Source organism: Limnothrix sp. FACHB-1083 (assembly GCF_014696485.1).
Taxonomy (GTDB): Bacteria; Cyanobacteriota; Cyanobacteriia; order CACIAM-69d; family CACIAM-69d; genus CACIAM-69d.
Genome location: NZ_JACJQD010000004.1, coordinates 138,415 through 163,601, shown reverse-complemented (window position 1 = coordinate 163,601; position 25,187 = coordinate 138,415). Strand labels below are relative to the sequence as shown.

The following is a 25,187-nucleotide window of genomic DNA, read 5'->3' as shown; positions in this document are numbered from 1 at the left end:
GTCTCATTCTCATCATAGTGTTTTGCCGGGTCGATGGCGATTGGCAAGGCAATTAGGACATCACTTGATTGAACAGGCTGCCCAGGGCGATCGCTTGGGCCCGAGGCATTTGGCCATAGCTGAATCGGTAGGGAATTTGTGACCCCAACAGCGGCCGCATGGTTTCTAGCAGGTAAGGACTGCCGTATAAAATCACGCCCGCTAATTGGTGGGATTCTTGAAGGGCTTTCAGCCAAGCGATCGCCCCTTGGGTGAGGTTGGCACTGCCTCGGAAGGGATTGCCCCGGGCAAAAATTTGCAAAAGGGTGGGTTGCTGGGCCGCCAGGGAACCGATCGCCTCGAAATCTACCGGGCTGTAGCTGTCCACAATTTGCAGTTGCCCGATGCCCCACTGGCGCGGCCAGGCGATCGCCGGGACAAATTGCCCCAGGAAGTCACTGGCGATCGCGTCATCTACCACGATCAAATTGCGGGCGATCGGGCGCTGGGTTGGAGAATCGATCGCCGCTTCGGGGGTCAGCTCCGCCAAAGTGCCCAAATTTTCCAAGGCTTCCTGGGCCAAGGTGCGATTGGGCGTTTCGGGTGTCTCGGGCGATCGGGGCAGGGCCAACACCCCGTTACCACCGCCCAAACTGCCCTCCAAAATGGCTGTCACGGTGGCTTGGTGCTGGGGCTGGCCCAGTTGTCCCCGCAGGTTGATCGCGCTGGGGGGAGCATCGGCCGCCTGTCGATCGGCCGCCTGAAAAACCTTGCCCTTGGCTTGCCAAATCCGCGCCACCGATTCCCGAATCCGCTCCGGGGAAATGCGTCCCGCCTCCACAGCCTGCGCCACGGCCTCGATCGCCCCCGGGGGATCCACCGGCATCAACAAAATATCGGCCCCCGCTTCCACGGCCATCACGGGCGCTTCGTTGGCCCCATAGTGCCGAGCGATCGCCCCCATCACCAGCGCATCGGTCACAATTAGCCCCCCAAAGCCCAAGTCTTGCCGCAGCAACTGGGTCAAAATCGATCGCGACAGGGTGGCGGGCAGTTGGGCATCAAGGGCGGGAATTTGCAAATGGGCACTCATCACCGCATCCACACCGGCCTCGATCGCCGCCCTAAAGGGAGGCAGCTCGATCGCGTTCAATCGTGGGCGATCGTGGGGAATCACCGGCAGAGACAAATGAGAATCGATCGCCGTGTCGCCATGGCCCGGAAAATGCTTGGCCGCCGTCAAAATCGGGAACTGATGGGCCCCGGCGATGAAGGCTGCGGCCAGTTGCCCGACCAATTGCGGATCGTCCCCAAACGATCGCACATTAATCACCGGATTAGCAGGATTGTTATTCACATCCACCACCGGCCCCAGCAACCAATTCAGCCCGATCACTTGGGCTTCCGCTGCCGTCATGGCTCCCAAGTTGTGGGCCAAGGTCAGCGCTTGGGGTAAGTCCTGCTGTGCCAACGCGCCGAGGGCCATCAGGGGCGGCCCTTGGGTGGCTCCCCCAAACCGCTGCCCCACGCCCTCTTCAATATCCGCCGCAATCAGCAGCGGCACGGGAGCCCACCGTTGAAACTCATGGGTTCGCAGCGCCACCTCTGCCGCGCCCCCACCCAGCAGAATCACGCCCCCCACGCCCAACTCCTGGATCCAAGATTCCAGCACCGAGGCGATCGGCTCCCAAGCGGGATAGCGAATTTGGGCATCAAACAGAAAGCCCGAAGCCCGCACAACAACCATTTGGGCAATCTGTTGGCGCAGGGTCAGGCGATCGAGGTCAGGCAAGGGGAACGGGGCCGAAACAGTCATGGCAGCAACTCTAGGCAACTTCTCGCGATTCCTGGTGGAACCATAACCAACAACGGGACTCTACGGCGAAATTCCTGATTGCCACGATCATTAACAAACCCGACTTAACCGCCTCTCAAGGCAGGTCGATCGCCCCCATGGCCTCAAGAGCTTTCCACAACACCGCCACCCCCACTTGTTCCGACACCGCTTGGGGATCGAACTTGCCATCGGCCACATATTTTCCCGCTTGATAGTGATTGCTCCCGCTCCACAGATAGGGCGTGAGCACCGTGGGGCGATAGAGCCGATAGCCAAAGCCGTTGAACCGTTCGGCTCGCCACAACCAAGCCCCCAAGGAGCGATCCTTCACGCGCGGGCCGTCAAACTCCTTGAGGGTGAGGGCATCGATCGCACTTTCTTCCCAAGTTTTGAAGGGGCCCCGCCCGATCGGCTCGATCGTGGTGCGCTGGCTGAGGGGTTGCCCGTTGTGTAAATGGCAGCGAAAGTCACAGGTGGACTCTAGGTTGTGAATCGCCGCCACAAACCACCAGGGCACTTGGATCGCGGTCTCAATGGCCCCATAGCGCGATCGAAACTTCAAAGCGCGATCGGCTGCTTGCTTGGCCCTGGCTTGCCAGTTGGAGCGGATTTGGCAAGTTTCCCAGAGGCGATCGTATTCAGGCTTGAGATCCGGAAGGCGGGTGGAGGAAACCATCGCGAGGACAACGACAGGCGTTGCAATCTCTCTGCTAAATCCACGATAACGCTGGACGGAGATGAGGGCGCTGGGTTGGGGAAATTGTTAATGCTGTTTGAGCGTATTGTTTGAGCGTATTGTCTGAGCGTACCGATTGATTACGGCAATTGACCACGGCATTAGCGATCGGCCCGGGAACGATCGGGCAACTCCTGTTCCTGGGCCAGGGCCCGAATGGCCGCCCATTCCCGATCGCTCAAGGGCTGTTCCTCCAGCTCGATCGAGAACGTATCCCGAGCTGCCTGGGTCAGGGTCGCCACCAGGTGCGATCGGGACAGGGGCGGCAACCGGGGTTCCAGCGGCTCCGTGCCAAAGATCTGGCCATGGAGCGATCGGTTGGGATGCAGGGCGATCGAACCATGTTGCAGCACCGTCGCGCCTCGCAAATATTGAGCGCTGCCGATTAACTTTTCGCCGCCATCAGCCAGCACCAAATCCGCATCGGTGGCCAGCGCAAAACAGTTGGCTTGGTTACGCAAACCGACCGATCGCCCTTCGCCAAACCGCAACTCCACCCCCAGGGCCTGCCAACCCGCAATCAAAAATCGACAAATGCGGCAATAGGCATCCCGACGGCTGCCGAACTGGGAGCCAATGACCGCATAGGTGAGATCATCCCCATGGAGCACGGCCCGGCCCCCCGTGGGCCGCCGCACCAGGGGAATTGGGCGATCGGCCCATTGCAACTGTTCCCAAGCGGCCGGGTAACGCCGTTGATGGAACCCCAGGGAAATGGTGGGTTCCGACCAGGTATAAAACCGCAAAACCGGCGGGCCCGCTGCTTGAACATGCTGCTCAAACAACCAGCGATCGATCGCCATTTGCACCGCGCCGGATTCGTTCAAGGTTGGGATCAGTCGCCAGCGATCGCCCATGGCCTCAATTGGTGAATAGCCTCAATTTGTGGATATATCAATCGCGGCCCCGCAACTCGCCAGCAAAAGCCGCTTTAACCAAATTCCGCTTGCAGTGCTTCGTCATTGTCATCGGCGATCGAAGCCACCAGCGTGATCGATCGGGAAATTTCCCCCGGCGACAGTTCCGCCACCGTGCGGGTTGTGGTCACCACCACAGAATTTTCCGCGATCGCATAGCGGGCCTCAAAGGTGCTCAACCAATTAGCCGCCATCAGTTTTTTCAGCAACCCGGCCTCATCCTTCACCGGCAGATTCAACACCGATGACCACACCGTCAAAGTGTCATCGTCAGTTTCGCCCGTCAGTTGCACATAGACCTCCACCGAGCCGTATTGAAACCGCCAAAGGGACGATCCGCCACTGCGATTAACCATGGCGCTGTTTTCTGTGGCCAAGCTGGAGATCACCGTTTCGATCGTCTCGATCGCGCTGGTGGGCCCTTCTGCTACGTCCAACAAAGCTTCTTCCGCCGCCGTTGTCATAGGTCTAAGTCAAGTGTTGAGTCAGGTTAGCGGGCTGGAGGGGATTTCGCCCCGCAGGAGCCGAGCAACTGGCCACAGGCCAGCCGCCCGATCGCCCCATGCCCACCCCATCCAGTGTGGTCGCAACGTTCGATCGATGCAACTGATACTGAATGTCTAATGCTGAACGTCTATTGCTGAGCGTCTGATGCTGAATATCTATTGCTGGATATTCGGGATCTTAATTTTCAGGATTTTCAGGGCGATCGCTCGGCTTCCGGGCCACCCAATATTTGCTCAGGAAATGGGTTGAGGTTTCCACCTGCTCAAACCCGGCCTTGTCCAAATAGGCCACCAAATCATCCGTGATGTAGTGGCGATAGAACGGTTCATGGAACGCCGCCGGGAACCCTGCTAACACCGGCTCCAGTTCCGGCGCATCGGCCGCCTGAATTGAATCGCACAGCACCACCGTGCCCCCCGGCTTCGTCACCCGGAACAGCTCTTGGATCACCTGGGAGCGCACTGGCCCGGGCAACTCGTGGAACAGGAACGTGCTAGTGGTGATGTGGAAATAATCATCCACGTAGGGCAGCACTTCCCCTTGACCCTGGGCGAGTTGGGGCAGCTCACCGGGCTGTTGCGACAACATTTGATTCGCCTTGCGCAGATAGGCCGGCGACAGATCCAGCCCAAACAGCGCCGCCTTGGGCAGAATCGATCGAATGAATCGCAGGGTGCGCCCCGTCCCGCAAGCCACATCCAGCACCCGCAGATCGCGCCCCGTCACTTCTGGGAAAGCGCGTGCCCCCTGGGCGATCGGGGCCAACACCCGCCGCCGCATCGCATCCGCCGTCCCGTTAAACAGCAATTCCACCTGCAAATCGTACAAATTCGCAGACCAATCGCTCAGATAGCCATCGGTTTGGTAGTGGAAATTTTGTAGGTAATACTTCGGATAACCATTGGTGTCGATCGAGGGCGAAAACTCCTGAAAGCGCTTTTCCGACAGGCGCATCCAAGTTTGAAACCCATCCCAAATCACCAACGGATAGAACTTCAGGAACTCATCCCAAGCATTTTCAAACACCAACTCGGGCCCATAAACCCCCCGCTCCACATCCTGCCAATCGGTTTCCAGCAGCGTTTGCATCCGGCGCTGCAACAACTGAAATACCTCCGGCGGCAGGCTTTGATTTCGTTGGGGCAGGGGTTTGATCGCATTCAAAACCCGCGTGTTCATTTGCTTGTGGGCCAAGCTAAAAGCCCCCTTGCCCTGCTGAAACGTCTGATAGGCCAGCTTCAGCAGGTCATTAGGATTCGGCAGCGGAAAAGGTTGCTGTGGGCGGCGATCGGTGGTGGCAGTCATGGCAATGGGAAATTTTGAAGGGCGATCGACCCGAGACCGGGAATGCGTCGATCGCTTGGATTATTAAGGGGCAAGTCCCCGGCGAAAACCAAACCCCGATGGCAATTGGGGCGGTCTTGAGGGTCTATTGTAACGAAAACTTTACGATCAATCGGGCGATCGGGCAGCGAAGCAGCCTGCTGGCGCGGTTTTCTCCCAGCATCGATATAACCAAACAACCGATCTTTAGGGTGCTGAGGGCGATCGATCGCAATTTGGATGTTGTGGCACTGTTGGGTTTTGGCAGGGTGGTTAGACGCGAATCTCCTCGACCTGCGAGGCAATGGACTTTAGTAATCGCAATACGCCATAGAGTCCATTCTCTGGTTGGGAATAGATTGAAAAATCGTTGGAAATCGCGTAGTGATTGCCTTGAATTTTCAAAAATAAAAAGTTATCGCCATTGGTGACTAGCGCAAACAGGGGGCGATCGCGATCGGGGTTGGCACAGGCATCGGCTAAGGCTTGGGGAATGCCCGTTGAAGCGGCAAATCGGGTGCGTTTCGACTCAACGATCGCCACCCACAGTTCTTGACAAATCACCAACGTATCAATTCGCCCGGTGTAGCGTTCATTGCGATCGTCCACCACAATTTCGACGCTCGCTTCTGCTTGGAGTCGAAAGGGCGGATCGCAAAATCCTGCGAGATACAGCAACGGCGAAACCAACAATAAGTTCACCGTTGCTTCGGTCAAATCTCCTTCGGCACTGCTGTAGCGATAGCTGGCACGAATGCGATCGAGGGTTTGGCGTTCTGCTGGGCTGAGGGTGATTTGGGCAGTTTGGGCGGCGGTTGCTTCGGCAAAGAAGGCGGGGTCAACGGTGGGGTTGAGCTGAAAGCGCGTTTCGACCTGGCGCAGGCTGAGGAAGGATTGGGCGATCGCGAGGGTGTCTGGCATGGTTTCCTCCAAGAATGCAGCAATCCATCAACCTCTAACCTAGGGCAAATTCAGTGAAGGAGCGGATGCTGGGGTGATGGTAGCCCAGCACCAAATCTTCCTTGGGTACGCCGAGATCAAGCAGTTGTTGCACGATTTCGACTTCTGTGCCGTTGTATTGAACCCAAATTTTGGCATCCTCTGGGCTGCTGCTTTTGATGTCGATGTGCATGATCAGGCCATAGTCGCGTCGCTTGGTTGTCCAGCCATCAATGACGACGGCATAGCGATCGTTGGCTTCATCAAAGATGGGGTTAACGGCGATCGCCCTGGCTTCGGGACGAATGGAAGCGTTGCGACGAAATTCGCAAAAATCGTTCAGCACTTCTTTGACGTATTGCCGATAGGTCGCTAGTTTTTCCATAGGGCAATGGTCTCCGTTGCGGGTTCATAAACTAACAGTTTGATTTGGTAATTCGTAATCGACATTTTAATAAATTCAAGCGTAAAGAAGCTTTCATAAATAACTTGGGGAACAGCCAGGAAGAGTTCCCGATCGGGATCGCCGACTTGTAAGGCTAATCGATAGTTTAAAAATTGACCGAGTGCTAAATGAAACTCAGCAATTTCGGATCGTCCGCCAAAGGTTTTAATTTCTACAGCAATCTTCTGGCCGGCACGTTCTGCTGCCAGCAGCTTTTCTGCCCCCAAGTCGATATACAAATCAACGCCGCCGAGCTTGAGACTCAGGGGATCATCCGTAATAAACCAATTCTCTTTTTCTAATGCGTTCCGAACGGCTTGGTGAAATAGATCTTTGGCCATAGAAATTGTCTTGGGCGATCGCGTTAGGCTTGCTAGCTGAGTTGGATTTTAGCTTAATCCCCAATTCTGCCGTAGGGTGCGTAGGGCAACGGTTCGCAGGTTCCCGAGGTGGGTTTTTCGCCCTACGCACCGCTGCTATGTCGCGGCTGCTCCCTAGTGCATCCCAACGCCGTCGCCAATGGGTCGCCACTGGGTGCGTTGTTCAGGGGTAGCGTGATAGAGCTGTGGAAAATAGCCAACCCAAAGTGAGATCGATGAGCAAAAGCTGGCTATAGATGTATCGTATGTTGATGAGCTTCAGCAATACAGTCCAACCCAATCAGTAGAATGGCGTTATGAAAATCAGTAGTTTAGGCGAGAAAATTGCCCAAGCGAAAGCTTTGACTGATCAAGAACAGGTATTTGCCATAGTTTCTCACTATTGCCAAAAACTAGATGCCTGTCCCGAATGGTTAGATGGCTACAACTTCTTAGCCAAAATACTCACCGAACAAGAAGCTGTGCCGGAAGCAATCACTGTTTATCAGCAGGCCATTCAAGTTTTTCCAGAGCAAGCCACGCTCTATGTCAATCTAGCAACCTTGCTGTTAACTCAAAGTCATTTTGCTGCTGCCTTACGGGCCTATGAGCAGGCGATTTTACTAGATCCTAATTGGCATCACAGCTATCTGTGCCTGGCTCGGCTGCATAAATATTTGGCACAGCTAGAGGACGCAGTTGCCACTTGCGATCGCGGTTTGAAGGTTTCTCCTGGGGCAGGTGATTTATGGCAACTTCGATCGCAGTGCTTGGAACAACAAGGACGATGGGAGGCGGCCATTGAAGGCTATTTGCATCTGCTAGCAATCAATCCTGGCTCGGATGTAGCCTATCAGGCGATCAAACGCCTGGGTGTTGACCATCAGCGCCAAGATTGGTTTGATTTCTGCTCTCAGCATGACTTAACTCCCTCGCTCTTGCATCGCTTTAGTCAAATTATTTCCTGTGACGATAGCCTTGTTTGGTCAACAGCATTGCCCCAAAATTCATCTAATCAAGATGACGGAGCATTAACACTTAACCCCCAATTAGGTGATTGCTTTGAGCTTAAGGCAGCCATGGTTTGGATTGAATCACAAGCTGTTGCAATTTTAAATCATGAGAAAAAGTTTCTAGTGGAAGCTTGTAGTGGCAAGCTATCAACTCTGATACGGGAAAAATTTGCACCTGATTGGCCAGAAGTTCAGCCAGGAAAAGCATTGATTCTGTCTACTTTATGCGGAGAAAATTACTATCACTGGATGTTTGATATCTTGCCTAGGATTGGCAGATACAAAGAAAAGTTTTATCAGGACAAGAATGCTCTTGATAAAATTGATTATTTTGTTTTTGACAAAATCAATCACCCATTTCACAAAGAATCCTTAAGTTTGCTTGGCATCGAAGCTAGCAAAGTAATAGAAACAGGCAACCAAGCAGTCTTATGTTTTGAGTCTGTCCTAGTACCGTCCTATATGAACGGCATCACACGCTATGCCTGTAATTTTTTGCGAAATACGTTCTTGAGCCGCGCCTTACAGCCGCAGGAATTGACGGCGATCACTGGCAGCGTGGAATTACAAGCCACAGACGCTCAACCCACAGAGAACCATCTGGCTAGGGAAACAAGCAGCTTGTCTATTCATCCCTTGGGCGCTGACAAGTCAGCCAAAAAAATCTATATCACACGCAGTAAAGCGAGTTACCGGCGGTTGCTCAATGAGACAGAAGTGATGGAGTTTCTTATAGCCGAAGGATTTGAGATTGTTGAACTGGAAACACTGCCATTGTTGAAACAAGTAGCCATGTTTGCCACTGCGGAAGTGGTGGTTGCGCCCCATGGGGCTGGGCTAACTAATTTAGTGTTTGCCTCGCCTGGAACCTGGGTTCTTGAATTGCTATCGATTGCCTATCGACCAGTCTGCTACAAAGTGATCAGCGAGTTTGTGGACTTAAATTATCGCTATGTGATTGGGGAAGCCATTCAGCGCGCAGATGGACTGTTTCAAGAGGAACCAGCTTGGTACGACCTGAGAATAGATTTAGAAAAAATCAAGGCGATTTTGGCAGAATTTAGCTCTTCACCGAGTTGACTTAATTCCTACAAAAATCACCCTATTAGTCTAAGCACACTGCATCAACTCCCCCTGCTGTTTCCTCAGAATTTCGGAATTTGTTGCGCCTCGTTCTCCTCCGTCTCCACCTCTACTAACACGCCATCGTGGTTTCGGGCCTCCCGTTTTGCCCTAGCCTAGGATGACCAACTCTGGAATGCCAACGGGCTAGCTAGTGATGCAATCGGCGCTGATTAAAGGCTGACGATCGCCCACCCAAGGGGGCAAACCAGGCCCCAAAACCGGTTCTCCCGATCGCTCGGCTGCTGCCACAGTTTGGTTGAGCTGAAACAGAAAGGCTAGGGGATCGGTGCGATCGTCCCAACCGTAGGCCGCAGCTACGGCCCGATCGAGCGCGGCATGGGCCCGGTGCAGCGGGGTATCGCCCGGTTGATCCAAGGTTTTATACAAATCGCACAGGCTCCATTGGGCTTCGGCCATCAGGGTTTCGCGCAATTGGCGCAGGGCGCGGGCGGCTTCTGCCACGGCCGTAATTTGGGCGATCGTCACCGTTTGCGGCCAAGGAAAGGTGTCAAAAACGGTGTTGGAGGTGTAGCGAAAATCGCCTTTTAAGGTTGAACATTGGCGGGTGAACCATTGCCAATGCAACGAAGATTGCAAAATGCCAAAGGAATAATCATCATCAAGGGCAAAAACCTGTAAGGCATCACTCGGCCGAATTGCAGAGCTAATGAGGGCAAAGACAGGGCGTTTCGTCACTCGCCCGCAGACGATATAACGATCCCCCTGGCTGATTTTTGTAATCATTTCAGGACGCGGGTAAGACAGGAGCCACCAGCGATTTAAAAAATTCTGGTGGTGATGATTAACTTTCGCTTTTGGGTTTTTCTTCAAGACCGCTTGATTGCGATCGGCTTCTGCTTGGGCGGCCTGTTGCCGGGTCGGTAAGACCTCATTCTTAATCTGTTTAAAAATTGCTGGATAGGTTTTTGCAGTCTCTAGGGATTGGGGATGAAAATCAATCACGTAGCGTTGCGGTTGCGGCGGCACGCTCGATAGTAATTCATGGGCATCGGCTTCGGTGTAGGGGGGATTTTTCAGGCGATCGCGCCGGTCACAAAGCGATCGATACAGCAGCCCCATCCGTTGGGCCGCCGTCGCCGTCACCTCCACAATTTGCCCATCGCGAAACTTGGGTTTTGCGGCTCCCCGTTCCATGAAGCGGAAGGCTTCGGGATGAAACGGCAATTCATCGAGGGCTAACCGTTCAACGGGAATGCTGACCGATTGGGTGAGGTCGTAAATCCAAAACTGCTCGAAGTTGCAAAGGATGATGTATTGCGGTTGGGGCGTGAGGCGTTGGGCATAGCCCCAGGCTTGGTTGTAGTGGCGATCGAGATGTCGCTCCGATCGCCGCTTCAGTTCAATCAACAGCGAACCATCGGGCCAATACAAATCGGCGTAACCCGTCTGGCCCTTGCGGCTACCCTGATCAACCACTTGCTCGATCGTGGCTCCCGCCTGCTTGGTTCCCGCATACCCAAACGCCTGAAAGAATGCCTCCAGGAACGGCCCGCTATTACTGCGTTCCGTCGCGGCGGGTTGCGACAGGATATAGGTTTGGCAAAAGGTGACAAACGCCTGAAGTCGATCGCGGTTCACTGGCGGCATTAGGAATTGCAGATCAGCAGATGGGCCAAGGGCTGGGCAGCCATACCCATTAAAGCGTTGATGATGGGTGGGGCGATCGGGGCAGCCTTGACCCGCCCAAAAAACGAGAAGCGATCGAGCCGGGCTTGCCAACAGAGCAAACGACTCGATCGCCTCTTTGATTGTGAGATTACCGGTTGGGTTGGCCAGGGCGATCGGCCCCAGCGCAACCCAGCCACCTAACCCATTCAGGAATTAGGCATCGTAGTACAGCAGGTACTCGTAGGGGTGCGGACGCAGGCGCATCGGGTTCACTTCCGCATCCAGCTTGTAGGTGATCCAGTTGTCGATGAAGTCATCGGTGAACACACCCGAAGCGGTCAAGAAGCCGCGATCTTGATCCAACGCTTCCAGAGCGCCTTCCAGCGAACCGGGGGTCGAAGGAACCTTGCTCAGTTCTTCGGGGCTGAGGTCGTAGATGTCCACATCCAGCGGTTCGCCCGGATCGATTTCGTTCTTGATCCCGTCGAGACCCGCCAACAGCATGGCCGAGAACGCCAGGTAGGGGTTGGAGGTTGCGTCGGGGCAACGGAATTCCAGACGCTTGGCCTTGGGGTTCGAGCCGGTCAACGGAATCCGGATCGAAGCCGAACGGTTGCCCGCCGAGTAGGCCAAGTTCACCGGCGCTTCAAAGCCCGGCACCAAGCGCTTGTAGGAGTTGAGGGTGGGGTTGGTGAAGGCCAACACAGCGGGAGCGTGCTTCAGCAAACCACCGATGAAGTTCAATGCCATCTTGCTCAGGTTGGCATAGCCATCGGGGCTGAAGAACAGGGGCTGGCCGTCCTTCCAAATCGACATGTGGGTGTGCATCCCGGAGCCGTTGTCGTTAAACAGCGGCTTGGGCATGAAGGTGACGGTTTTGCCGTACTTCTTAGCCACGTTCTTGATCACGTACTTGTAGGTCAGTACGTTGTCAGCGGCGCTGATCAGGTCGCTGAACTTCATGCCCAGCTCGCACTGGCCGGCGGTTGCCACTTCGTGGTGATGCTTTTCAATGGGCACGCCACACTTGCCCATGGTCAGCAGCATTTCGGTGCGGATGTCTTGCAGGGTGTCGCTGGGAGCAACGGGGAAGTAGCCACGCTTGTAGCCAATTTTGTTGCCCAGGTTGCCACCAGCTTCAATCCGACCCGAGTTCCACTGGGCTTCGATCGAATCCACGTGGTAGTAGGATTCGTGCTCGTTTTGGCCGTAGCGCACATCGTCGAAGATGAAGAATTCCGGTTCAGGGCCGCAATATACGGTGTCGCCGATGCCGGTGCTTTGCAGGTAGCCCAACACGCGAGCCGCGATCGAGCGGGGGTCGCGATCGTACCACTCGCCGGTACGGGGTTCTTTGATCGAGCAGACCATGCTCAGGGTGGGCACTTCCATGAACGGATCCATCCAGGCGGTGTTGGGATCAGCCACCATGGACATGTCGGAAGCTTGGATGCCCTTCCAACCGCGAATACTGGAACCATCGAAGGCCACGCCCTCGGTGAAGGCTTCTTCGTCGATAAGGCTGCGATGGAAGGTGCAGTGCTGCCAGATCCCGAAGAGATCGACAAACTTCAGGTCGATCATCTCGATATTTTGGTCTTGAATCATTTTCAAGACATCTTGGGCAGTCGTCATGAACGAACTCCTTGAACCTGTTTGTTTAGTCGCTCTTTGGAATAGATGCGAGGCACTGCCCCTCTGTCACGGTTGCGCTTAGAGCAAAACCTATAAATGACGCTTACTCGGGGTAGCGCTACATTCGTCACATCCTAAAGAGAGGCTAGGGCGGTTTTTGTATCAGAAACTACTATTTCTCTGCTGAGGGGAGATACAAAACTTAGTGCTGAGACTTTGGGCTAGGCGCTGCGGTGTGCGATGATTGAGAGGGCCCGAGCGTCGCCGCAGAAATCCGTTGCACCGTCTGATGTGTAGCGATTTCAGCCGAGTCCCGGGACGAGTTTAAGACAAGCAGCTTCCTTAATGTAGGCTACTGTCAATATTTCTCTTCGATAAAGACTGTTGGGAGAATCGCTCATGATGCGCGATGCTGTGACGACTTTAATCAGAAACTATGACATTACGGGTCGCTACCTCGATCGCGACGCAATGGACGACCTGAAGGCCTACTTTGCGTCGGGTGAAACTCGGATCAAGGCGGCCTCGGTGATTAATGCCAATGCGGCAGATATTGTCAAGCAAGCGGGCTTGGCTTTATTTGAGGAAGTGCCCGAGCTGATTCGTCCGGGTGGCAATGCTTACACCACTCGGCGCTATGCGGCTTGTCTGCGGGATATGGACTACTACCTGCGCTATGCCAGCTACGCGATCGTGGCGGCGGATGCGGATGTGTTGGATGAGCGTGTGCTGAACGGTCTGCGCGAAACCTACAACTCTTTGGGTGTGCCTCCGGCTCCGACGGTGCGCGGCATTCAAATCATGAAGGATATTGTGAAGTCGCTGGTGACGGCGGCCGGTGTGGATGCCAGCGTGGTGGATGCACCGTTTGATTACATGACCCGCGAACTGAGCGAGTCGGACATCTAGGATTTTGCCCGATGGGCAAGTCTAGCAAGACATCGCCCGTGGAGGTTGGGGCCTCTGCGGGCGATTGCTTTTGCTGGATGCAGGGTTGTGGATGTTGGGCGAATGATTTTAGGCGAATGGTTTTGGGATATGCGTTGGGGTTAATCAACGGTTATTGATGGTTCGGGATTTTAGGCCGATCGGGAAGTTTCCGGCCCGATCGCCGCGCCTATTGCCGTCAACAACATGACGATCCCCGCCGCCACAAACAATCCAGTGAGGCTGATTTCCAACAACGCACCCGAGGCCGCCTGCGAAAAGGGATCCAAGGCCACCGCCGCAAACATAATCAGGCTCATCATTCGCCCCTGCATGTGGAAGGCGGTTTGCTGTTGCAGCCAAGTCATGGCCAAAACACCCACAATGCCGCCACCGATCCCCATTCCCCCGATCGCGATCGCGGCGAGGGCGGTGCTGTGAACAAAGCCCAGGGAAATTAAGCCCAATCCCAAGGCTCCCGCCAGCCAAGCCAGGGGCGTTTTGAGGTTGGCGATCACGTTGAGTTGCCCCGCAATCACCACACCCAGCAAGGCCCCCACGCCATAGGCGGCCTGAAGCGATCCAAAAGTAGTGGCATTGCCCTGTAAGCGCACGGTTACCAGTTGGGCCACGCCAATCACGATCGGCCCCAGGATGGCAAAGTTAATGGCCGCAATCAGCAGCAACCCGATCCGAATGTCCGATCGCTGCCAGGCATAGCGCAACCCTTCGCCAATTTCTGCGGCCAGGGCCTGTTTCGGCGTTGACTGAGAAGAATGGGCCGATCGCCCGGGAGCCTTGGGTTGCACCAGAAAAATACAAAGACTGCCGAGCAACAGTAACAAGGCATTGAGGGTAAAAGTGGCCGTCAACCCCACAGCCCCGATCGCCAAGCCCGCCGCCGCCGGCCCAACCACATTCGTGATCTGTTCGCTGCCTTGCATCCAAGCATTGGCCTGAGAAAGGCGATCGGCGGGAACCAGTTTCGGCAACAGGGCCAAAACGGCAGGATAAAGAAAGGCTTCCAGGGAACCAAAGAGGGCCGCAATGGCGATCATCCCTTCCAGGGAGAAGCGATCGGCCAGCAGCATCGCCACCACGCCCATAATTGCCAGGGATGCGATTGCCCCCGCCAGCGCCGCCACCCGATTGGTGGGCAGGCGATCGCTCATGGCTCCCCCCAATAACATCAACAGCCCCCGAGGAATCGCCGCCGCCATCAACACCGACCCCGCCGCCCAACCAGATTGGGTTTCTTGCAACACCAACCAAGTCAGGGCTACCAACCAAATTTGTGCGGCACAGAAAATTAAAGTCTGACCCGCCCACAGGTACAAAAACTGTCGGGCCGGTCTCGATCGCAACCGTTTCAAATTCAACATTGGACGCACCTCACACTGATTGCCATCACCGACTCAAACCGTTCACCACAGCAGTTCACTCAACAATCCATACACCGCCACAAAATTGATGCGACTGAGGGCCACCAACCAGCGCGATCGCTCGTGGTGATCCTGATCTCCCCAGGCGGCCACGCGGCTCCACCCGGCCGTCAGCAGCGCGATCCAAGGAGCAAGTCGCAAGCGACCCCAGCGCCAGAAACGCACCCAGGGCCAGCGAGGCCGGTTGCTAGCAGGCTTCGATTCGGCAGGAACAGAAGCTGGAGTCAGCGTGAGTTTTGAAATCGTCCGCAGCATCGGTTTCAAGGGATTGAGGACTGAGGGCGCACTTTTTATTTCAAATGCTCGATATAAAAACGCCACGTTGAACATACGATTAAGCCGGTGAAACGTCGTATTCAGCGATGAAATTCCGAGAAAAAGCTCCAGAAAACCCAATTAGGCTTAATTAAGCCCAATCAAAAATGGCTTCAGCGCGGGGAACTAGACATAAGAACCTTGAAGTGGAAAGATAAATATGAAATTTGCTCATATTCAAGATATGAGCGATCCTCGTTTTTTGTCAAGCCCCCTATTGGCCCCAGTTCAACGCATGATGACTCCCGGAACCAAAGCTCCCCCCAAGCCAGCAGCCCGCAAGAAACCACGCCAGGCCCGCAGCCAAGCCCGCGTGAATCGAATTTTGGATGTGGCGGAAAAACTTTTGATCGCCGAAGGCTACAACGCCACCACCACCCAGGCGATCGCGGCCCAAGCAGAAGTCCCGATCGGGTCGCTCTATCAGTTTTTTCCCGACAAAAACGCCATCGTCGGAGCCTTGGCGGAGCGCTATAACGATCAGATGTATGCGCTATTTCTCCAACTTCATGCCTCAGAGGCTAAAAATTTATCCCTCAAGGATTATGTTGATCGGATTGTTGATTCTTTCGATCAATTTCTGAAAACCCACCCGGGCTATTTAGCCATTCTCATGCCCTTGCAAGGACTGCCAGAACTGGCCGAAATTGATGCAGAAAATGACGATCGCCTGATCCAGGGCTACATTGACTATTTTCAAGATCGCTATCCCGGTCAAATGGCAGAAACCTATGAGGCGATCGCCTTTGTGATCGTCAAGGGAATTGGCACATTGCTATGGTTTACTTTCGGGCAGACGGACTTGGCACAAACCCGCTTAGTGCAGGAAACGAAGAAATTAATGTTGAGTTATTTATCTAATTATTTTGAAGACTCCGAGATCCTTGAAAGCTGATCGATCGGTAGTTGTTGTCATTGTTGTTGTAGTGCAACCCCCGCCAAGGGGAAAACACGTTGATCAGCGATTTCGCTGCGATTTATCTTGTAGTGCAACCCCCGCCAAGAGGAAAACACGTTGATCAGGCGAGGCACTATTGGCAGTCGCGATTTTGGAGTCGAGAGTGCAACCCCCGCCAAGGGGAAAACACGTTGATCAGAGCGCAAACTGTACGCCCTGGGGCAAGGTTGTAGACCGTGCAACCCCCGCCAAGGGGAAAACACGTTGATCAGACTGCCCGTGAGGCAACATTGACCGCCGCATCGGGTGCAACCCCCACCAAGGGGAAAACACGTTGATCAGGATCCAATCCTGCTTTTTGGCCTTGCTCGGCAACTTGTGCAACCCCCGCCAAGGGGAAAACATGTTGATCAGTCAACGTAGCCCTCGGAATCGTAGAGGCGAGACAGTGCAACCCCCGCCAAGGGGAAAACACGTTGATCAGTCTTCTGGATGGTGAAGACTACCCTATTCCGTCTATGTGCAACCCCCGCCAAGGGGAAAACACGTTGATCAGGGATCGCCCTTTCGTTCGCTCGATACCACCTTGACCCTGTGCAACCCCCGCCAAGGGGAAAACACGTTGATCAGTCAGTCCCATCGGTTCCATCGGTTCCGTTGCGCCGTGCAACCCCCGCCAAGGGGAAAACACGTTGATCAGTCCTTCAGCGATTTAGAGTCCTGAGAGTGTTGGGATGGTGCAACCCCCGCCAAGGGGAAAACACGTTGATCAGGATAGTCGCCGGTCAAGTCAGCGGCAGCACAGCACAGGTGCAACCCCCGCCAAGGGGAAAACACGTTGATCAGAAGCAATCCAGTGCTTGCGGCCCACTACCTCGATGTGCAACCCCCGCCAAGGGGAAAACACGTTGATCAGGAATGGAGGTATTGCGATTGCCAGCTCGTTTGTTGTGCAACCCCCGCCAAGGGGAAAACACGTTGATCAGTCTATCGGCTGTCTACCCTGTCAGGGCGGGCAATGTGCAACCCCCGCCAAGGGGAAAACACGTTGATCAGTCGGTTGCCATGTCTAGTTCTTCTCCGCATTTACAGTGCAACCCCCACCAAGGGGAAAACACGTTGATCAGTGACGAGGCGATCGAGCAACTTCAGCTAATCCTTGTGCAACCCCCGCCAAGGGGAAAACACGTTGATCAGACCATTCAGAGAACTACAAATGAACGGGATCGTTTCTGTGCAACCCCCGCCAAGGGGAAAACACGTTGATCAGACCGAGCCTGACTGAAGTTCTGACACGGTGGTGATCCGTGGTGCAACCCCCGCCAAGGGGAAAACACGTTGATCAGGGTACCCTGCAAAGAATCGGCCCCGCAAGGCTTCCCAGGCACTTTTACAAGCACCCTTCTAAAAGAATAGCTGACCAAGCAACTTCCGCAGCAAAACCACAAGCTTGAATTGCTGAAACATCTATCCTTAAAAGCTTTCAGAAAATACAAGCATCTAAAACTGCTGAAATCGCTATAGTCCCCACAATACGGGCAACTCATCCAATCGCCCGCAAAGCGTCGAGAGGTGCTTGTATTTGGGCATAACGTCTCAAAACAGCGATAACTGATCGCCAAATTGCACAGCCCCTTGCGAGTCACGATCGCCCACATCCCCCACAATCTCGATCGGCGCATTCTCCACAGGAGTATCTTTGGGCTTCGCCTTGCCCTTCCGGGCCTTGGTCGCCTTCGGTTTGTCCTCCGGCTTCGGTCGATCGCCCGTCATCATCGCCTTGATATTGATCGCCGCATTCCGATCGCCGTCCGAGTCATAGTGCCCGCAGTCCACACAACGGAACGGCGCACCCGGCCGCGGCCGGTTCTCGGGTTTCTCAGACCCACACTTAGGGCAACGGCGTGAAGTCCAGTGAGGCGGCACGCGCATGAACGCCTTGCCTGCCGCCGTCGCCTTGGTTTCCGTCAGTTGGAACAGTTGCCCGATCGCGTTGTCCAGCAGCACCTTGTTTAGCCCCGCCTTGCGCTTGGCCCCATTCTGGGCAAACCCCTTGCCATCGTCGCGAGCCTTGGCCTTGGGGGCGCGGGTCATGCCTCGCAAATTCAAATCTTCCACCGCGATCGCATCGAACTGACGCACCAACTTGGTTGACTGCCAATGGTTGAAGGCACGGCGCGATCGGGCGATTTTTTCATGCAACCGAGCGATGCGCTTCTGGATCTTCTGGGCGTTCTTGGTTGGCCCATCAGCCCCCCACCGCTTGCGCCCGGCCACCGTTTCCGCATTCTGTTGGAACGATCGGGCGTACTTGCGCTGAAGGCGGGCCAGCTTTTGGGCACTGGCCTTCAGGTAGCGCGGCGGTTCAAGCGATCGCCCCGCGTCATCCGTGTAAACCTGGGTTGCGCCAGCATCCAACCCGGCAACCTTGCCCGTGAACTTGACCGGCGGGCGATCGCCCACCTCACCCGTTAGTTGCACATACCACCCACTGGCCTTGCGGCAAATCTTCAGGGGGCAAAACGGCACACCTTGGGGCCAGCGCTTTGACAGTCCTTGCACCCGTAGCCATCCCAGCACCGGCACTTGAATCCGATTTCCCTCGATCCGAATCCCCTTGGAATCGTTGTGAATCAGCGTGTCCACTCGATCGTATTTGCGCTTGAACTTGGGCGGCCGTCGGGTTCCCGTCTTATCCTTTTTGAAAGCATCCCAGGATTTAGCCGCGGCCGCCACCGTGCCCCGGTTGAAGTTGGCAGGGCAATCCTTCAACCCTGGATTCAGTTTTTGGGCGAAGGCATAAGCCATCCCCAAGGCTGATAGCGACACAGCCGGATGACCACCATCAGCCATCCGCACAGGATGGATCAGATCGCCTTTTTTCCCCGTTGGTTCGATGTTTTGCCCATCGGCCACCCGCCAGCCGATCGGGCAACAGGGATACTCGCCTGATTGCCAGGGCTTCACCTCAACGCCACCCACTCGATAGCTCTCTAGTTCCTTGTCGCCTTTGGTGACGACTTCCCGCGTCAGCAGCGGTGATTCGATGCCAGCCTCATCAGCCCACAGGGTGCGCGGTTGCCACAGCCATCGATGCTCAACAACGATCGGGCTGGCAGGGTAGGTGCGCTTATCGGGTTTGTGGTAGACGTTGAACTGATTGAAGTCTTTGATCAATCCAACCGATCGGTTCCATACCCATTTTTGAGTTGCCAGCCAAGATTCCAGCACGAGAATCTGGGCTTGCGTAGGATGGGCCTTGAACTCCAGTGTTTTCATGGTTACGCGCTTGTCAAACAACTTGATATCAGCTAGTTTGTGTGTACCAGTGTGAACTCGGTTGGCTCCCACTCGTTTCTGTTGGGATAGCCACTGCCTGACTCGCTAAGGGTGCGATAAGCGCCTTTGAGCAGGAAGCACTTCTATAAGCCGCTTGCGTGTTTATGGGAGTAGCGTTGTGATCGGAAAGATCACCAACCCCCGCCAATTCCAAAGCCCCTAGGACACTGCATCCTCAGGGGCTTTGGACTATTTGTGCGTCGCCGTCAGCATCCAGTTCATCAGAAGCCGATCGGGAACTATTTTTGAGTTTGACCTGGGCGCTGTTCTGATTGGTTGCCCACAAATTTTGTAGCCCATTCCGTTCCTGACTAGTCGGAAATGAAATCGGGCGATCTCAACTGGCATAGCAGATCGATGATGGGACGATCGGGGAGAGCCTGGGGCGCTGTCAGCAATGAGGGGAAAATGCAATCAGGGAGTGATTATTTTCCCTGCGTTGAGCTAAATGCAGTTTAACCGTTATGGAGTCTAGGTTTCAGCGTTTTAGCAAATGCAACATTATTAATGATAATAGTCCCGTCTTCAAACTTTGACGGGGCTTGGGTTTAGTCACCATCGCGACTAGCGCCAAAGAGAATACCTTCATCATCAAATTTGAAGACAAAGGGTTGATTGAAGTCTTTTAAAAGGCGGCACCCAGATTCGAACTGGGGGTAAAGGATTTGCAGACCCAGCCACACAATCACAAAAGCTTGATTTGCAAAGCTTTGAGACTTTGGACTATTTCCACTCCTTAAACCGCGCCTTAAATCGCTGGGATATCCCCCATGGCGATCGAACCCTCAGAGGGGCACTTTGCGGGGCGATCGCCAGATCCTTAAACCGCGCCTTAAAGCCCAAGGAAATTTTTAAGGATCCGAGAGACCCCGACCAGATCGAGGCCGATATCAATGACCGCCGTCGCCCCGCCCCAAGCAATCAGGAGGGTTCGCCAGCCGCCTGGCACTCGATCGACCAGGGCAATCAGCTCCCGAAGGTGGAGGCTTGTGCGGGCCCGTTTGACCCGCTCTTCAAGTGCCCCGACTCGGTTTTCAAGCAGGATTGTGCGGTTTTCAAGTTCGTTGAGATCTCCGGGCAGCTTTGAGAGTTGATCCATCTGGGCCTGGGTAGTGGCCACGAGCCGGGCGATCGAATCACCCGACCCAAACAGGGACAGCTCCACTCGCCCCAACCGCTGTCGCAAGTCCTCTACCAGCGTTTCAAGCACTTTGTCCCCCTGGAGAAGAGTAGTCCTCAGCCCAAATTTTGAGCCGGAATCGTGCAAAACCAGCCCGGCGAGATCGCCAGGCCTCAAAGGCGAAGTAGCGCACCTCCTGTCCACCCGGCAGCTCGATCAGGATTGGCTCCTGATTGAGCGGAACGGAAATCTGCTGGGCAATCACCTCCAGGCGGCTGGAATCGACCCGAGAAATCAAGTCCAGCCGCCCGGCACGTGTCCATCCAGGAGCATTTGCACTCACAGCAACCGCAACCCGCGAGTAAGTCCCTGGCTTCAGCACCCGAAATCGGGGTATCGACAGGTATTCACTGCCGGGTTTGCGGCTGTGCGATTGGTCATGGATGAGCTTCACCTAGCCTAGCCACCCGATTTCTTCTTCTTGGCCTCTTGCGCCGCAGCCGACCGAACTGCCTCTTTAGCTGCTTCGGCTTCTTCTCCAGTGCAAGGGTAAAAGCGACCACCTAGCGAAAAGCGGCTGGCTTTCGTAGGAGCCAAAAAGTCAGCAATCTGCTTGATGTTGGCGTTGCCGGGGACAGGCAGACTCATGAATTTTCCGGGTTCTTTGGGGTTGTCTACCTTGACCGATTTACTCCCCTTAGACACCCCGGCTTGATAGACTCGATCTCCTTTCCCTTTTCGCTCTAGCTCACTGCTTTTTGCTGGGGCAAGCCCCAGGGCATCAGCCACGCGCTGCGTGACGTGGATGTAGGCGACATACGGTTCTTTGCCCGTGCCGCTTGGTTTCTTCCGCATTACAGTGCCGAATTTGGCAATGATGCGGACACCATCGCCGGGGACGATGTTTGGGTCTTTTTTAGTTGCCATAGGTATCTACCTACCAGGATGAGTTTGAAGTATGGCTAACTAGGCCAGGTAGTTAACGGCAGTTAGCACCTGAGTGCCACCAGAACCCACGGCAACTTGGAACGGCACATCGATCGCCAAACCAAGCTGCAAGTTTTCCAGGTCGCCCGTAATGGCAATTCCCACACCGTCCGGAATCGATCCACCAGCGGCGACCTTGGCTTTTTCGGCCACGTCCATAGCAGCGGCAATCTTCAGCAGAGCCGTGGCGGGAGACGTGATCGAAGCTCCGCCGGTTAGGCCCGCAACCGCTGCGGCATTAAACCCAGAGACCGGAGCGTAATCGGTGGGCACCAACCCAACCTGATCCGTGCCGGAAAGATCAACCGTAAAAGGCAAAGTCGCCACCACGTTGGCGATAAAGGTCTCGAAGTTATAAGAAATCTGGATGTTATCCCGAGGGGTTGCCAGTGCCTTTTCGGCGGCGCTCAACAGAGTTGCGGTTTCGAGCAAAGCGCCGGGAAGCGAGGTGGATTGCAGCATACAGCGTCCGTAGTAATAGGTTGTAGCGGTTGAAGGGGTCGAATGGAATCGAGCTTCTGCGGTTAGCGTAGCAAGTCCTCAAAGGCTTGTGGTGTAGTCTTTTTGCGATCAATGGACGGTCAAATAAAACGCGGCCCTTAAGGGCCGCGTTTTGTCGTGGATTGAATGATAGAAATTACTTATCTTTTGCTCCGCTCCTGCTGAAAAGTTGGAAGTTCTTCGCGGCTCTTCCGGAAGTTTCTCCCTTTTCGGTGATCCGCTCGTAGTCGAGTAGCGAGGCCCTGACTGGATGCATCGGAACTCGGGTGATCTCGCGTGTGCCGGTGCGATCGCCCGTCGATGAGCGAAACGTACCTTCCACCAGCTTGGCCGTGCTGAGTTTGTCCACTAGCGTTTGCAACAGTCGCCGCCCCTCGCCTTCACTGCTAGACCAAACCGAGACATTGCGGCCATTGTCTAGCCGTTGGTGGCAATAGACCGGCCCGCGCGTGTATTTCGGTAAATTGAGCAAGTCCGATCGATCAAGCCCCTCCTTCGCGTCCGAAATCGTGATTTCGGCGCGGACGGACTCTTTCCCCTTAACAGTCCAAGGTGGGCGCGGGCGGCTGTTATAGCTGATTTTCAGGAACCGCGTAGACCGCTTGGGCTTGGTGCGATCGTCGATCGGTTCCCCGAAAAACTGCCCAATATCCTTATCCCGAAGCTGCTCATGGGTTGCCAGCACTTGAGGAATCACGGCGCTCATGTCACCCTGTCGCGCCGAAATTTCGATCACCTCGTCGGGGTCGTCGGGGTCGGGCACAATTTCAATTCGGCGCATTGGCCCCTTCTCTTGCTGGGCAAATTGCAGCGCCGAAATGTGATCGTCGATCGTGAAGGCCACAACGTATCCCGCGCTTACAATGCCGTCCTCAAAGCCATCAATAAAAGCTTCGGCGGGCTGTCTCCAAAACTCCGGCAGCTTTTCGATCTGCGAGTCGATTTTTTCAGCGATTGACCCGGTGGGTAAGTTGTCGTCGGTGATGCTCTTTTGCCCAAATAACTCGTTACGTCTTAGGTACAAAATCGAACTAAGGAAGGCATTAGAAACCATCGCCTGAGATGCTGCCCCCAACAGCGATCGCACCGCTGCCATCGCCTCATCGTTTTGCTCTTCAGCCAGAGCTAGCCCCACCCGTGCCGCCAAAACTGGGACTTTGATTGACCCCGCTGCCTTGGCCGCCTTGCCCAGGAAAAAATTAGCCAGACGCACAACGCCAATCCCAAGCTGTTCCCCCAGCGACTCAGCCGCACGGGTCACGATGGCCTTGTTGTTCGCTTCGATCATTTGCTCAATTTCTTTGTCAGAGCTATTCCAATCAAAGTATTTGAGAGTGAAATAGCCCTGGACAATTGTGTCCCAAAGACTCGAAAAATCGAGATTGAAAAAACGAGCAACTGCACCAAAAGCACTAATTCCAAGTCGCTGAATTTTGCTTAAGATTTTGCCACCAGCATTGGCAACCTTTCGCCGTACTTCAATTTGGCGATCAATCCGCGTAGAAGGCAGCTCAGATCGTGTAAGCGTTTTCGGCATTGCAGTTAGTTAGCCTTTCGGGCCTGAAGTGGTTTTATCCTTAATCACTACCCCAGCGCGTTTCATATCCTCCAAGAATTGCTTCCATTGCTTATCTGATCGTTTGCCCTTTTTACGCTCCTCTCGAATCGATTCGCCCGTCAGTCCGGCCATCGTAGGCTTGAGCGGACGGAAAAGAGCCGCGCGGGCAATTTCCCCATCCTCCAAAGTTCTCTTAGCGATTGAAAGCAAATCATGCTTTTCCTGGCATTCCACGGACTGGTAAAAACGAAAAGAGGGCTTCAGGAAATCTGCCATTTCCTGGTTTTCTAGCTTGTTATTGGCTCCAGCAGCAGCGGGAGTAACTGCCAGCCTCACTTTCTCGGCTTTCGGAACAGCGGCATAACCCAAAAACTTAGCATTGGCTTTAGCCCAGTCCGTTGCCTGGAAAGCTGCGATTTTCCCGTTAACTGCTTCCACCACTGCCCGTGAGGCAACATTGACCGCCGCATCAGCATCTTCGGCCGTGGTTAAAGCAATTTGAGTCAATTCATCGATCGCGTGACCCAAATGCAGAAACTCGACATCTTTTTTCTTCCCTTTTTCATCAATAAAGGGAACCTTCCGAGGCCAGCTCCCAAGCACAGAATTGAGGCACTTAACTTGCCATTCGGCAATATCGACCAGGGAATTCATTGAGGTGAGTCCCACCGCGCTCTCGTTGAGAATTGGAGCATTGAAAGGTAAATCTTTTACTCCGATTGCCTTCTGGACTTTCTCGATTTCACGCAAAATCCTTGCGGTGTCCACGTCATCACCCCCATCGCCGTCGCCATTGTTATTGCCGTCACCATCGTTGTCAGCAGGGCGACCGTCTGGCCCTGGTTTTCCAGGTCTACCGGGGTCGCCCGGCCGTCCCGGCCTGCCTGGGTCACCTGGACGGCCGGGCCTACCGGGGTCACCTGGGCGGCCTGGGTCACCCGGCTTGCCTGGGTCACCTGGTTTGCCTGGATCACCCGGTTTACCTGGATCACCCGGTTTACCTGGATCGCCCGTTCGACCTGGATCACCTGTCCGTCCCGGCTTGCCTGGGTCACCCGGTCTGCCTGGCTTACCGGGGTCACCTGGTTTGCCTGGATCACCTGGTTTGCCCGGGTCACCAGCCTTGCCCGGGTCACCCGGCTTTCCTGGATTGCCAGCCTTACCCGGGTCACCTGGCCTTCCTGGGTTTCCGGCCTTACCCGGGTCACCTGACCTACCCGGTTTGCCTGGATCGCCCGGCTTGCCTGGGTCACCTGGTTTGCCTGGATCGCCAGCCTTGCCCGGGTCACCCGGCCGCCCCTTATCTCCTGGCTTTCCTGGGTCACCAGCCTTGCCCGGGTCACCCGGCCGCCCCTTATCTCCCGGCTTACCTGGATCGCCAGCCTTGCCCGGGTCACCCGGCCGCCCCTTATCTCCTGGCTTTCCTGGGTCACCAGCCTTGCCCGGGTCACCCGGCCGCCCCTTATCTCCCGGCTTACCCGGGTCACCAGCCTTGCCCGGGTCACCCGGCCGCCCCTTATCTCCTGGCTTTCCTGGGTCACCAGCCTTGCCCGGGTCACCCGGCCGCCCCTTATCTCCCGGTGGGCCCTTCGGCCCTGGCGGGCCCGCAGGGCCTTGCTTACCTTTTCCGCCTGCCAGCCCTTTAGCAGTTGCCAA

24 protein-coding genes and 1 CRISPR repeat array are annotated in these 25,187 nt (G+C 55.1%); of the genes, 5 read left to right on the top strand and 19 right to left on the bottom strand.

What is annotated here, in order from left to right; all coding sequences use genetic code 11:
* Window positions 1–52: 52 nt before the first annotated feature.
* The 8 genes from H6F46_RS06990 to H6F46_RS06955 all read right to left on the bottom strand — a co-directional run bounded on the left by H6F46_RS06990 (window position 53) and on the right by H6F46_RS06955 (window position 7,024).
* On the bottom strand, window positions 53–1,795 hold the full coding sequence (locus H6F46_RS06990; RefSeq protein ID WP_190354093.1) for a glycoside hydrolase family 3 N-terminal domain-containing protein: 1,743 nt from the start codon (window positions 1,793–1,795) through the stop codon (window positions 53–55).
* 115 nt (window positions 1,796–1,910) lie between these two features.
* Window positions 1,911–2,492: a hypothetical protein gene (locus tag H6F46_RS06985; protein ID WP_099531755.1), complete on the bottom strand. Its 582-nt coding sequence runs from the start codon at window positions 2,490–2,492 to the stop codon at window positions 1,911–1,913.
* A gap of 161 nt (window positions 2,493–2,653) precedes the next feature.
* A complete protein-coding gene (locus tag H6F46_RS06980) occupies window positions 2,654–3,409 on the bottom strand; it encodes a biotin/lipoate A/B protein ligase family protein (RefSeq protein ID WP_190354092.1) in 756 nt (251 codons plus the stop codon).
* Between the two features lie 74 nt (window positions 3,410–3,483).
* A complete protein-coding gene (locus tag H6F46_RS06975; RefSeq protein WP_190354091.1) occupies window positions 3,484–3,933 on the bottom strand; it encodes a YbjN domain-containing protein in 450 nt (149 codons plus the stop codon).
* Between the two features lie 220 nt (window positions 3,934–4,153).
* Window positions 4,154–5,281 (bottom strand): class I SAM-dependent methyltransferase, encoded by a 1,128-nt coding sequence (locus tag H6F46_RS06970; RefSeq protein ID WP_190354090.1) that lies wholly within the window; start codon window positions 5,279–5,281, stop codon window positions 4,154–4,156.
* Between the two features lie 291 nt (window positions 5,282–5,572).
* On the bottom strand, window positions 5,573–6,220 hold the full coding sequence (locus tag H6F46_RS06965; RefSeq protein ID WP_190354089.1) for a type I restriction endonuclease subunit R: 648 nt from the start codon (window positions 6,218–6,220) through the stop codon (window positions 5,573–5,575).
* A 34-nt stretch (window positions 6,221–6,254) separates the two neighbouring features.
* A complete protein-coding gene (locus H6F46_RS06960; RefSeq protein WP_099531750.1) occupies window positions 6,255–6,623 on the bottom strand; it encodes a XisI protein in 369 nt (122 codons plus the stop codon).
* The gene (locus H6F46_RS06955; protein WP_099531749.1) at window positions 6,611–7,024 is read right to left on the bottom strand and encodes a XisH family protein; all 414 of its coding nucleotides are present in this window, start codon (window positions 7,022–7,024) and stop codon (window positions 6,611–6,613) included. The genes H6F46_RS06960 and H6F46_RS06955 overlap by 13 nt, the downstream gene beginning before the upstream one ends.
* A 335-nt stretch (window positions 7,025–7,359) precedes the next feature.
* Here H6F46_RS06955 and H6F46_RS06950 point away from each other — a divergent pair, with 335 nt between their 5' ends.
* Entirely contained in the window at window positions 7,360–9,135 is a 1,776-nt protein-coding gene (locus H6F46_RS06950) for a glycosyltransferase family 61 protein (RefSeq protein WP_190354088.1), read from the top strand.
* A 189-nt stretch (window positions 9,136–9,324) separates the two neighbouring features.
* Here the strand turns inward: H6F46_RS06950 and H6F46_RS06945 are convergent, their stop codons facing one another.
* Window positions 9,325–10,788 carry a type IIL restriction-modification enzyme MmeI gene (locus H6F46_RS06945; protein ID WP_190354087.1) on the bottom strand — a complete coding sequence of 488 codons (1,464 nt, stop codon included), beginning with the start codon at window positions 10,786–10,788 and terminating at the stop codon, window positions 9,325–9,327.
* 6 nt (window positions 10,789–10,794) lie between these two features.
* Here H6F46_RS06945 and H6F46_RS06940 point away from each other — a divergent pair, with 6 nt between their 5' ends.
* Window positions 10,795–11,010: a hypothetical protein gene (locus H6F46_RS06940; protein WP_190354086.1), complete on the top strand. Its 216-nt coding sequence runs from the start codon at window positions 10,795–10,797 to the stop codon at window positions 11,008–11,010.
* A 12-nt stretch (window positions 11,011–11,022) separates the two neighbouring features.
* Here H6F46_RS06940 and glnA read toward each other — a convergent pair whose 3' ends face one another.
* Window positions 11,023–12,444 (bottom strand): type I glutamate--ammonia ligase, encoded by a 1,422-nt coding sequence (gene glnA / locus H6F46_RS06935; protein WP_099531744.1) that lies wholly within the window; start codon window positions 12,442–12,444, stop codon window positions 11,023–11,025.
* A gap of 402 nt (window positions 12,445–12,846) precedes the next feature.
* Here glnA and apcB point away from each other — a divergent pair, with 402 nt between their 5' ends.
* Complete coding sequence (apcB, locus tag H6F46_RS06930; RefSeq protein ID WP_190354222.1) at window positions 12,847–13,353, top strand: allophycocyanin subunit beta; 507 nt, start codon at window positions 12,847–12,849, stop codon at window positions 13,351–13,353.
* Between the two features lie 170 nt (window positions 13,354–13,523).
* Here apcB and H6F46_RS06925 read toward each other — a convergent pair whose 3' ends face one another.
* Both H6F46_RS06925 and H6F46_RS06920 read right to left on the bottom strand, forming a co-directional pair.
* Entirely contained in the window at window positions 13,524–14,753 is a 1,230-nt protein-coding gene (locus H6F46_RS06925) for an MFS transporter (protein ID WP_190354085.1), read from the bottom strand.
* A gap of 42 nt (window positions 14,754–14,795) precedes the next feature.
* Complete coding sequence (locus tag H6F46_RS06920; protein WP_190354084.1) at window positions 14,796–15,068, bottom strand: hypothetical protein; 273 nt, start codon at window positions 15,066–15,068, stop codon at window positions 14,796–14,798.
* Window positions 15,069–15,288: 220 nt separating this feature from the next.
* On the opposite strand from H6F46_RS06920, the gene H6F46_RS06915 reads away from it, so the two are divergent.
* On the top strand, window positions 15,289–16,023 hold the full coding sequence (locus H6F46_RS06915; RefSeq protein WP_242027822.1) for a TetR/AcrR family transcriptional regulator: 735 nt from the start codon (window positions 15,289–15,291) through the stop codon (window positions 16,021–16,023).
* 31 nt (window positions 16,024–16,054) lie between these two features.
* Window positions 16,055–17,372: a CRISPR direct-repeat array (repeat unit 36 nt; unit sequence GTGCAACCCCCGCCAAGGGGAAAACACGTTGATCAG).
* A 250-nt stretch (window positions 17,373–17,622) separates the two neighbouring features.
* On the opposite strand, the gene c2c8 is transcribed toward H6F46_RS06915, so the two are convergent.
* From c2c8 to H6F46_RS19265, 7 genes are all read right to left on the bottom strand, one after another.
* Window positions 17,623–19,305, bottom strand: a complete 1,683-nt coding sequence (c2c8, locus tag H6F46_RS06910) for a type V CRISPR-associated protein C2c8 (RefSeq protein ID WP_190354083.1) — start codon at window positions 19,303–19,305, stop codon at window positions 17,623–17,625.
* 892 nt (window positions 19,306–20,197) lie between these two features.
* The gene (locus H6F46_RS06905) at window positions 20,198–20,575 is read right to left on the bottom strand and encodes a hypothetical protein (protein WP_190354082.1); all 378 of its coding nucleotides are present in this window, start codon (window positions 20,573–20,575) and stop codon (window positions 20,198–20,200) included.
* Entirely contained in the window at window positions 20,568–20,828 is a 261-nt protein-coding gene (locus H6F46_RS06900) for a hypothetical protein (RefSeq protein WP_190354081.1), read from the bottom strand. Before H6F46_RS06900 ends, H6F46_RS06905 begins: the two co-directional genes overlap by 8 nt.
* Before the next feature lie 116 nt (window positions 20,829–20,944).
* Window positions 20,945–21,412, bottom strand: coding sequence for a hypothetical protein (locus H6F46_RS06895; protein ID WP_190354080.1), 468 nt, complete (start codon window positions 21,410–21,412; stop codon window positions 20,945–20,947).
* A 39-nt stretch (window positions 21,413–21,451) separates the two neighbouring features.
* Complete coding sequence (locus tag H6F46_RS06890; RefSeq protein ID WP_190354079.1) at window positions 21,452–21,934, bottom strand: hypothetical protein; 483 nt, start codon at window positions 21,932–21,934, stop codon at window positions 21,452–21,454.
* A 175-nt stretch (window positions 21,935–22,109) separates the two neighbouring features.
* Window positions 22,110–23,234 carry a hypothetical protein gene (locus H6F46_RS06885; protein WP_206753576.1) on the bottom strand — a complete coding sequence of 375 codons (1,125 nt, stop codon included), beginning with the start codon at window positions 23,232–23,234 and terminating at the stop codon, window positions 22,110–22,112.
* A 285-nt stretch (window positions 23,235–23,519) separates the two neighbouring features.
* Window positions 23,520–24,299 (bottom strand): hypothetical protein, encoded by a 780-nt coding sequence (locus H6F46_RS19265; protein WP_242027821.1) that lies wholly within the window; start codon window positions 24,297–24,299, stop codon window positions 23,520–23,522.
* On the opposite strand from H6F46_RS19265, the gene H6F46_RS19260 reads away from it, so the two are divergent.
* Window positions 24,287–25,177, top strand: coding sequence for a hypothetical protein (locus H6F46_RS19260; RefSeq protein WP_242027820.1), 891 nt, complete (start codon window positions 24,287–24,289; stop codon window positions 25,175–25,177). The genes H6F46_RS19265 and H6F46_RS19260 overlap by 13 nt on opposite strands.
* Window positions 25,178–25,187: the final 10 nt, after the last annotated feature.